This is a genomic window from Streptococcus suis YS161, from assembly GCF_002760245.1.
In the GTDB taxonomy this organism is placed as follows: domain Bacteria; phylum Bacillota; class Bacilli; order Lactobacillales; family Streptococcaceae; genus Streptococcus; species Streptococcus suis_I.
The window spans coordinates 1-10,257 of sequence record NZ_ASCA01000023.1; the positions used below are offsets into that span (position 1 = coordinate 1).

4 protein-coding genes are annotated in these 10,257 nt (G+C 41.2%); all 4 read left to right on the plus strand.

All coding sequences use genetic code 11. From position 1 onward, the window contains the following. A partial coding sequence (locus tag SST111_RS03485; RefSeq protein WP_099810035.1) for an SspB-related isopeptide-forming adhesin occupies positions 1-4,754 on the plus strand: 4,754 nt, incomplete at its 5' end. Then, positions 4,755-4,946 (plus strand): calcium-binding protein, encoded by a 192-nt coding sequence (locus SST111_RS03490; protein ID WP_001068448.1) that lies wholly within the window; start codon positions 4,755-4,757, stop codon positions 4,944-4,946. After that, entirely contained in the window at positions 4,930-5,481 is a 552-nt protein-coding gene (locus SST111_RS03495; protein ID WP_000312468.1) for a hypothetical protein, read from the plus strand. Before SST111_RS03490 ends, SST111_RS03495 begins: the two co-directional genes overlap by 17 nt. Before the next feature lie 49 nt (positions 5,482-5,530). Next, on the plus strand, positions 5,531-10,257 hold a 4,727-nt coding region (locus SST111_RS03500), incomplete at its 3' end, for an N-6 DNA methylase (RefSeq protein ID WP_099810036.1).

The window sequence follows — 10,257 nt, forward strand, 5'->3', positions numbered from 1 at the left end:
CGGTTGCACATGCTGATGAAGTCACATCATCAGTTGACACCGCCATTCAACGAACGGAAAATCCAGCCACGAATTTACCAGAAACACAACCAAACCCTGTATCTGAACAAACTGAAAGTTTAGGGTCAACTGGACAATCTAACGGTGCAATTGCAGTCACCGTACCACATGATACGGTAAAACAAGCAGTTGAAGAGGCAACGGCTGAAGGTGTTTCTACGGTTGAAGATAGTCCAATGGATTTAGGAAATACAAGATCTGCGGCAGAAACCAACCAACAAATTTCAAAAGCTGAAGCAGATGCCCAAAAACAGGTTGTGGCTATCAATGAAGTTACTGAAACCTACAAAGCTGACAAAGCGACATACGAATCAAATAAAGCACGCATTGAACAGGAAAATGAGGTGCTGTCACAGGCCTACGAAGAGGCCAACCAAACTGGTAAAGAGACAAATGCTTGGGTTGATACCAAAGTCAATGACCTAAAAACTCGGTATGTAGATGCTGATGTGACAGTAAATGAACAAGTAGTTTCATCAGGAAATGGGACATCTGTACTAGACTATACAAACTATGGCAAGGCTGTTGAAACCATTCAATCAACTAACGAACAAGCTGTAGCGGATTATCAAACAAAGAAAACAAAGGCAGATGATATTGTTGCGAAAAATCAGGTCATTCAACAGGAAAATGAAGCTGGACTTGCTAAGGTAAAGGCAGATAATGAAGCCATTGAAAGGCGTAATCAGGCTGGTCAAGCAGCTGTTGATGCTGAAAACCGTGCAGGTCAAGCCGCAGTAGATCAAGCTAATCAGGAGAAACAACAATTAGTTTCAGATCGTGCTGCCGAGATTGAAGCTATTACCAAACGTAATAAAGAAAAAGAAGTCGCAGCCAGAAAAGAGAATGAAGCGATTGATGCCTATAATGCCAAAGAATTGGAACGCTATCAACGTGATTTGGCCGAGATTTCAAAAGGTGAAGAAGGTTATATTTCTGAAGCCCTTGCTCAAGCCCTAAATCTCAATAACGGTGAGCCACAAGCACAACATGGAGCCAATACCCGAAATCCTAATCAAATCATTTCAACTGGCGATGCTTTGCTGGGTGGCTACTCAAGAATTTTGGATTCCACAGGATTCTTTGTCTATGACAGCTTCAAAACAGGTGAGACTCTTAGTTTTAGCTATCAAAATCTTCAACATGCACGATTTGATGGTAAAAAGATTAGTCGAGTGACTTACGATATTACCAACCTTGTATCACCAGCTGGAACCGATGCCGTGAAATTGGTTGTACCAAATGATCCCACAGAGGGCTTTATTGCCTATCGAAATGACGGAAATGGTGACTGGCGAACAGACAAGATGGAGTTTCGTGTAGTTGCTAAGTATTTCTTGGAAGACGGTTCACAAGTTACCTTCTCCAAAGAAAAACCAGGAGTCTTCACGCATTCTTCCCTCAATCATAATGACATTGGTCTAGAATATGTCAAAGATTCTTCTGGGAAATTTGTGCCGATTAATGGTTCAACCGTTCAAGTGACTAATGAAGGTCTGGCCCGTTCGTTGGGTTCCAACCGTGCAAGTGATTTGAATTTACCTGAGGAATGGGATACCACATCAAGTCGTTATGCTTATAAAGGAGCTATTGTCTCAACGGTTACATCAGGCAATACCTATACAGTCACCTTTGGGCAAGGCGATATGCCACAGAATGTTGGCTTGTCATACTGGTTCGCCTTAAATACCCTACCAGTGGCACGTACAGTAACACCGTATAGTCCCAAACCTCATGTAACAGTGGAACTTGAACCCATTCCAGAACCTATTACGGTAACACCAGATGTCTTTACTCCTAAAACATTTACACCAGAAAAGCCTGTAACCTTCACCCCAAAGCCTTTGGATGAAGTAGTGCAGCCTAGTCTGACCTTGACCAAGGTAACCTTACCTATCAAACCTATTCCAAAAGAACTTCCAACGCCACCACAAGTACCAACTGTCCATTATCATGCGTACCGTTTGACGACAACTCCAGAGATTATGAAAGAAGTGGTCAATAGTGACCAAGCTAATCTTCATGAGAAAACTGTCGCAAAAGATTCAACGGTGATTTATCCCTTAACAGTTGATGCCTTATCGCCCAATCGTGCCCAAACGACTAGTCTCATTTTTGAGGACTACTTGCCTGCTGGTTACCTATTTGATAAGGAAACAACACAAAAAGAGAATGGAAACTATGTCCTTAGCTTTGATGAGACTAAGAATTTTGTGACCTTAACCGCAAAGGAAAACTTGTTGCAGGAGGTAAATAAAGATTTAACCAAGGTTTATCAATTGACCGCTCCAAAACTCTATGGTTCTGTTCAAAATGATGGGGCAACCTATTCCAATAGTTACAAACTCCTTTTGAACAAGGGCACAACCAATACTTACACAGTCACTTCAAATGTTGTAACGGTTCGTACACCAGGTGATGGGGAGACAACCACACTCATTACACCAGATAAAAACAATGAAAATGCGGATGGCGTCCTCATTAATGACACGGTCGTAGCCCTTGGCACAACCAACCACTACCGATTGATTTGGGATTTGGACCAGTATAAGGGAGATCGTTCTGCTAAAGAGACAATTGCACGAGGCTTCTTCTTTGTGGACGATTACCCAGAGGAAGTGCTAGATGTGGTGGAAAATGGCACGGCTATCACAACCCTTGATGGTCAGAAGGTATCAGGAATAACGGTTAAAAACTATGCTTCACTAAATGAAGTCCCTAAAGACCTTCAAGATAAATTAGCTCGTGCTAAGATTACACCGACAGGTGCCTTTCAAGTCTTTTTGCCGGATGACAACCAAGCCTTTTATGACCAGTATGTTCAAACAGGAACTTCTTTAGCTCTTTTGACCAAAATGACGGTGAAAGATAGTCTCTATGGTCAAACTAAGACCTATACAAACAAGGCTTATCAAGTTGATTTTGGAAATGGCTATGAAACCAAGGAAGTGACCAACACCCTTGTTTCTCCAGAACCCAAGAAACAAAACCTCAATAAAGACAAAGTGGACATCAATGGGAAGCCCATGCTAGTGGGAAGTCAAAATCACTATACTCTCTCATGGGACTTGGACCAATACCGAGGGATTAAAGCAGACAACTCTCAGATTGCACAAGGTTTTTACTTTGTGGATGATTATCCAGAAGAAGCTTTATTGCCGGATGAAGCAGCTATTCAGTTTGTCACATCTGATGGCAAAACAGTTTCAGGAATCACGGTGAAGGCTTATTCTCAATTAACTGAAGCTCCTAAAACGCTACAAGCAGCCCTTTCGAAACAAAAAATTCAGCCTAAAGGAGCTTTTCAAGTTTTCATGCCTGAGGACCCACAAGCCTTTTTTGAATCTTATGTAACCAAGGGGGAGAATATTACCATTGTCACTCCGATGACGGTTTTGGAAACCATGCTTAATTCAGGGAAGTCTTATGAAAACGTGGCTTATCAGGTGGACTTTGGGCTAGCCTATGAAACCAACACGGTGACCAATTTTGTCCCTAAAGTAACTCCACAGAAGTCTAATACCAACCAAGAAGGTATTTCAATTGATGGAAAGACTGTTCTTCCGAATACGGTCAATTATTACAAAATTGTCTTGGATTACAGTCAATACAAGGACATGGTCGTGACGGATGATGTTCTTGCCAAGGGATTTTACATGGTAGACGATTACCCAGAAGAAGCCCTTACCCTAAATCCTGATGGCATTCAAGTTTTGGATAAGGATGGCAATCGTGTATCTGGTATCTCTGTCAGCACCTACGCTAGTTTGTCAGAAGCTCCGAAAGTTGTTCAAGATGCCATGGCTAAACGTCAGTTTATACCTAATGGAGCCATTCAAGTCCTTAGTAGCGATGATCCCAAAACCTTTTATGAGACCTATGTGAAGACTGGTCAAACCTTAGTTGTCACGCTTCCGATGACGGTAAAAAATGAGTTGACCAAAACAGGTGGTCAGTATGAAAATACAGCCTATCAGATTGATTTTGGCTTGGCCTATGTCACGGAAACAGTGGTTAATAATGTTCCCAAACTAGACCCACAAAAAGATGTGGTGATTGACTTGTCTCATAAAGATGACAGCCTTGATGGGAAAGAAGTGGCCTTGCATCAAACCTTTAACTATCGTTTGGTTGGAGCTTTGATTCCAAGCAATCGTGCGACTGATTTATTTGAATATGGTTTTGAAGATAACTATGATGAAAAGCATGATGAGTATAATGGTGTTTATCGCAGCTATCTGATGACGGATGTCATCCTCAAAGACGATTCTGTCTTAAAAGAAGGAACGGAGGTTACGAAATATACCTTGCAACAGGTGGATACAGAAAATGGCCTCGTGTCAATTTCATTTGATAAATCCTTCTTAGAGACTGTCTCTGATGATTCAGCCTTTCAGGCAGATGTTTACCTGCATATGAAACGGATTGCGGCTGGTCAGGTGGAGAATACCTATCTTCATACAGTGAATGGCTATGTCATCAGTTCAAATACAGTTGTAACACATACACCTCAACCTGAAGAACCAAGTCCAAATCAACCCACACCACCTCAACCACCAATTGAGACTATTGAACCGCCTGTTCCAGCAAGCATTTTGCCAAATACAGGGGAACAGGAATCCCTTTTGGGCTTGATTGGAGCTGGTATTCTACTTGGTACGGCTTATGGACTGAAGAAAAAGGAGGAGAAGTAGATGAATCCAAAAACTATTTATGAAAAGGATTCAGACCAAGATGGTTTGACAGATGCTCAGGAACTAGCTTTGGGAACCAATCCGCAGTCTGTTGACACAGATGGTGATGGTCAAGCTGATTTAGAAGAGCTACAATCTGGACATTCACCACTAGTCCCACAAAAGGAGTTGTGTGATGGCTTGGAACTTTGACACCATGAAAGAGGCTTTGTCTGAAATGGAGAAGGTCGATTACCAAGAGTTTATCAAGGCCTTTCTCTCTTTGGAATTAAGTATTTCTGATAGAACAATCCTCAATCAGGTTTATCAAGATTATATGGATGAGGATGACCTATCCTTGATTAGTGATGAGCTACGAGTTAAAGTTGATAGTTATCAGGATGAAGTACAGGCAGATATGACTGACATTCTGGAAAAGTTGTACCGAACAGGTGAAGGCTCTAATTTTATTATGGATTTAATGTCCTCAAATAGTCTTTCAGACACCTTGGAACAGTATGAGGTTTTGGATAGTGACGATTATTCACTACTTAGCCTTGAAACCTTACAGGCCATGATTCAACAGGACTTGGCTATTTCTAGTCAGGATTATTTTGGAGATTTGGTTCACCTTGCCTTGCAAAAAGATTTACTAGACCAGAAAAGTCATTTCTTACAACACTATGTGGCAACTGTAATGGATGGTATTCCACAAGAAAGAGACCAACGAGCCTTGGTCCTAGATTAACACAAAGGGCTGAGAAACACTCTCAGCCTTTTTAAAATGGGAGGGAATAATGAATCAAGAAGTCTTACTACAAATGATGAGAGCAACCATTCCTCGTGATAGAGCCTTGCTTGAAGCGTTTTTATATTACCAAGCAGAGCATTTTGATGAGGAGTGGGATAGTCTCGTTTATCAGTTTATGACCAATAGGCAGGAATTCAAAAGACCTGTTCAGGTACTTCACTTTGAGACAGATGTTTCAGCTTTTGTTCAGGCTAGTCCTTATGATACTGCTCATGATCTATTGACCTATACACAAGTATTCGGCCAAACTGGTCTCCAAAAACTTGACAAACTATCGACGTCTGAAAAAGACTTGGTGATTGAAGTGGCCTTGTTCAATCTGGCCACTCGTTTTCAACTATTAGACTCAAATGGACACTACCAAACTATTTCACCAGATTCTCTATTACAAAAGAGTAGGGGAGCTAATTTGGTCAATGTTTATCGTGTGGCTAATAATTTAGCGGATCGGATCAGCCGAGATATTGAACAGTTTCTCTTGACTTACGAGCCTGAGCTTGAAACAAGAGCTGATGAAACTGTTGATGAGCATAAAACAAGTGTTCAGCAGGCAATATCTTTTCGAGAAAAGGGCACTCTGGTTATTGCTAGTTTGGATGTAGATTTATCTCAACTGGATGTTCAAACAGGAAAAACCAGTCATCTGCCAGCCTATGAAGAGTTGTCATTACGACGTAAATTTGAGATTCTAACATATTTTGACCAAATTCGAAATGAACGTTCCAAAGTCCCAAGTTTTAGACGAGGTGATTTTGATACTGAGATGGAAATGACACCAGTTTTTGATGGAGAGGAGTTACTCGCCTATCTAGAGGCTGATGGCAGTCCCTATGAGTTGAAAAGAACATTGACTACAATCGAAGAAAAGGAATTAGAAAAAATTGGACAAGTCATTAGGATAGAAAATCAAGAAAAATTGACTCAGCTAGGGATTGAACTATCTCAGTTTGAATCAGACCAAGTCGATATTTTATTGGATGCGGCAGGTCGTTTTCGTTTGAAAAATTCGGACCTTGCTTTATTAGGTGGTTATCCAAAAGCTACGGTAACTCAACTAGCCCTTGCGACCGAACTACTCCAAATGGGGCTAACTCATGAAAAGGTTGAATTTTTCTTTGGCAGTCAGCTTTCCATTGAAGAGCTGAGACAAGCTGCCTACGCCTTTTTACATGAAGATTTAAGCAGAGAAGACGCGGAGCAATTTGAAAAAGATAAAGGCAATCAGCCAGATTTAACCCTCAGAGATTGGAAGAACAAGCTAGAGAAAGGTGAGGGAAAAGAAGTAGTTGATGGAGAATTTGCGGAAAATCCACTAGTCCAGAGAGTATTGGACACTTATCCTCTGGGGTCATTGGTTTCCTATAAGGGACAGGACTTTGAGGTCGTATCGGTCAGCGATGCTCGATTGAACGGTTTGATTCGGATTGAGTTAGTCAATGATTTTTCAGATATCATAGAACAAAATCCAGTTCTTTATGTGAGGACCTGGGAAGAAGTCTGTCAGGCACTTCATCGGCAAAAGACAGAAAAACAAACAGAGTTAGAAGTAGCGGACCAAGAATTAAACCTTTTTTCATTTCTGGACGAGGAGCCAGTTCAGAGTATTGGACTATTGGAACCAGATGGTTCAGAAAAAGGTCATAACGATACTGAACTTGAAGAATCAGATAATCAAATTCCTGAAGAGGAAGTCGTCGAAACAATTCCAGAGATTCCAGTAACGGACTTTTATTTTCCAGAAGATATGACGGACTTTTATCCAAAGACTGCTAGAGATAAGGTTGAGACAAACATTGCGGCCATTCGTTTGGTAAAAAATCTAGAAGTAGAGCACCGCAATGCTTCATTAAGTGAACAAGAACTCCTTGCCAAGTATGTGGGCTGGGGTGGACTTGCCAATGATTTCTTTGATGACTATAATCCAAAATTTTCTATGGAACGAGAAGAACTGAAAAGCCTAGTCACTGATAAAGAGTATTCGGATATGAAACAGTCCTCCCTGACAGCCTATTACACAGACCCTGCCCTGATTCATCAGATGTGGGATAAGTTGGAAAGAGACGGCTTTACAGGTGGCAAAATCCTAGATCCTTCCATGGGAACAGGGAATTTCTTTGCGGCTATGCCCAAACACTTAAGAGAAAAGAGTGAGCTATATGGCGTAGAGCTAGATACCATTACAGGAGCCATTGCCAAGCACCTTCACCCGAATAGCCATATTGAAATTAAGGGCTTTGAGACGGTGGCTTTTAACGACAATAGTTTTGATTTGGTGATTTCAAATGTGCCGTTTGCCAATATACGAATTGCGGATAACAGGTACGATAAGCCTTATATGATTCATGACTACTTTGTCAAAAAGTCACTTGATTTGGTCCATGATGGTGGACAAGTAGCGATTATCTCTTCCACAGGAACCATGGATAAGCGAACAGAAAACATCTTACAAGATATTCGTGAGACAACTGAATTTCTTGGAGGGGTTCGATTGCCTGACTCTACCTTTAAGGCCATTGCAGGAACGAATGTTACAACGGATATGTTGTTCTTCCAGAAACACTTGAACAAGGGATATGTGACAGATGACTTAGCCTTTTCAGGTTCCATTCGTTATGAAAAGGATAGTCGCATTTGGCTCAATCCTTACTTTGATGGAGAATACAATAGCCAAGTGCTAGGAACCTATGAGGTTAGAAACTTTAACGGTGGAACACTTTCTGTTAAGGGAACTAGTGATAACTTGATTGCCAGTGTCCAAACTGCTCTAAACCATGTTAAGGCCCCAAGAGAGATTGATCGAAATGAGGTCATCATTAACCCAGATGTATTGACCAAACAAGTGATTGATACCTCAATTCCACCTGATCTTAGAGAAAATCTAGGTCAGTACAGTTTTGGTTACCAGGGTTCTACAGTTTACTATCGAGATAACAAAGGCATTCGAGTGGGGACCAAGACGGAAGAAATCAGTTATTATGTCGATGAAGAGGGCAACTTCAAAGCATGGGACACCAAGCATTCTCAAAAACAGATTGATAGATTTATTAGCTTAGAGGTGACTGATAGCACTGCTCTAGATGTTTATGTGACCGATGATGCAGCCAAACGTGGTCAGTTTAAGGGATATTATAAAAAGACAGTTTTCTATGAAGCTCCTTTGTCTGATAAAGAAGTGGCACGAATCAAAGGAATGGTCGATATTCGCAATGCCTACCAAGAGGTGATTGCCATTCAGCGCTATTATGACTATGATAAGGAGACCTTTAACCACTTGTTAGGCAAACTCAATCGTACCTATGATAGCTTTGTCAAACGCTACGGGTATTTAAACAGTACAGTGAACCGCAATCTTTTTGATAGTGATGATAAGTATTCGCTTCTGGCTAGTTTGGAAGATGAACGTCTAGATCCAAGTGGAAAGTCTGTTATCTATACTAAATCCCTTGCCTTTGAAAAGGCTCTAGTGCGTCCTGAAAAAGAGGTTAAAAAGGTACATACTGCCCTTGATGCCTTAAATTCCAGTTTGGCTGACGGACGTGGTGTTGATTTCGCTTATATGATGTCTATCTATCAGGTTGAATCGAAGATGACCTTGATTGAGGAGTTAGGTGACCTCATTATGCCTGATCCTGAGAAGTATTTGAATGGGGAACTGTCCTATGTTTCTCGCCAAGACTTTCTGTCAGGTGATGTCGTCACTAAGTTAGAAGTGGTGGACCTATTCGTGAAACAAGACAATCAGGACTTTAACTGGCCGCATTATGCAGGACTTCTAGAAACAGTCAAACCAGCACGCATTACTTTAGCAGACATTGATTATCGAATCGGTTCACGCTGGATTCCTTTGTCTGTTTACGGAAAATTTGCCCAAGAAACCTTTATGGGGAAAGCCTATGAACTGTCAGACCAAGAAGTAACAACAGTCCTTGAAGTCAGTCCCATTGACGGAGTTATCACTTACCAATCTAAGTTTGCCTATACCTATTCCAACGCAACGGATAGGAGTTTAGGTGTACCAGGTTCTCGTTATAATAGTGGTCGTAAAATATTTGAAAATCTCCTGAATTCCAATCAACCAACCATCACAAAACAAATTGTCGAAGGGGATAAGAAAAAGAATGTGACGGATGTGGAGAAAACAACAGTCCTGCGTGCCAAGGAAACACACCTACAAGAACTCTTTCAAGATTTTGTAGCAAAATATCCAGAAGTCCAACAGATGATTGAAGACACCTATAACAGTCTCTATAATCGTACAGTATCAAAGACCTATGATGGTAGCCATTTAACCATTGATGGACTTGCCCAGAATATCTCCTTACGTCCCCACCAAAAGAATGCCATTCAACGGATTGTGGAAGAAAAACGAGCTCTACTCGCCCATGAGGTAGGGTCTGGAAAAACCTTGACCATGCTTGGAGCTGGTTTCAAGTTGAAAGAACTAGGAATGGTACATAAACCACTTTATGTGGTGCCGTCTAGTTTAACTGCTCAGTTTGGTCAAGAAATCATGAAATTTTTCCCAACTAAGAAAGTTTATGTGACCACCAAGAAGGACTTTGTCAAAGCCAAACGTAAGCAGTTCGTATCACGTATTATCACAGGCGACTATGATGCCATTGTCATTGGAGATTCCCAGTTTGAAAAAATACCGATGAGTCGAGAGAAGCAGGTTACCTATATCAATGACAAGCTGGAGCAACTCAGAGAAAT

Coding starts and splice junctions, on each gene's coding strand:
- SST111_RS03490 (WP_001068448.1), top strand. CDS start 4,755: ATGAATCCAAAAACTATTTATGAAAAGGATTCAGACCAAGATGGTTTG.
- SST111_RS03495 (WP_000312468.1), top strand. CDS start 4,930: ATGGCTTGGAACTTTGACACCATGAAAGAGGCTTTGTCTGAAATGGAG.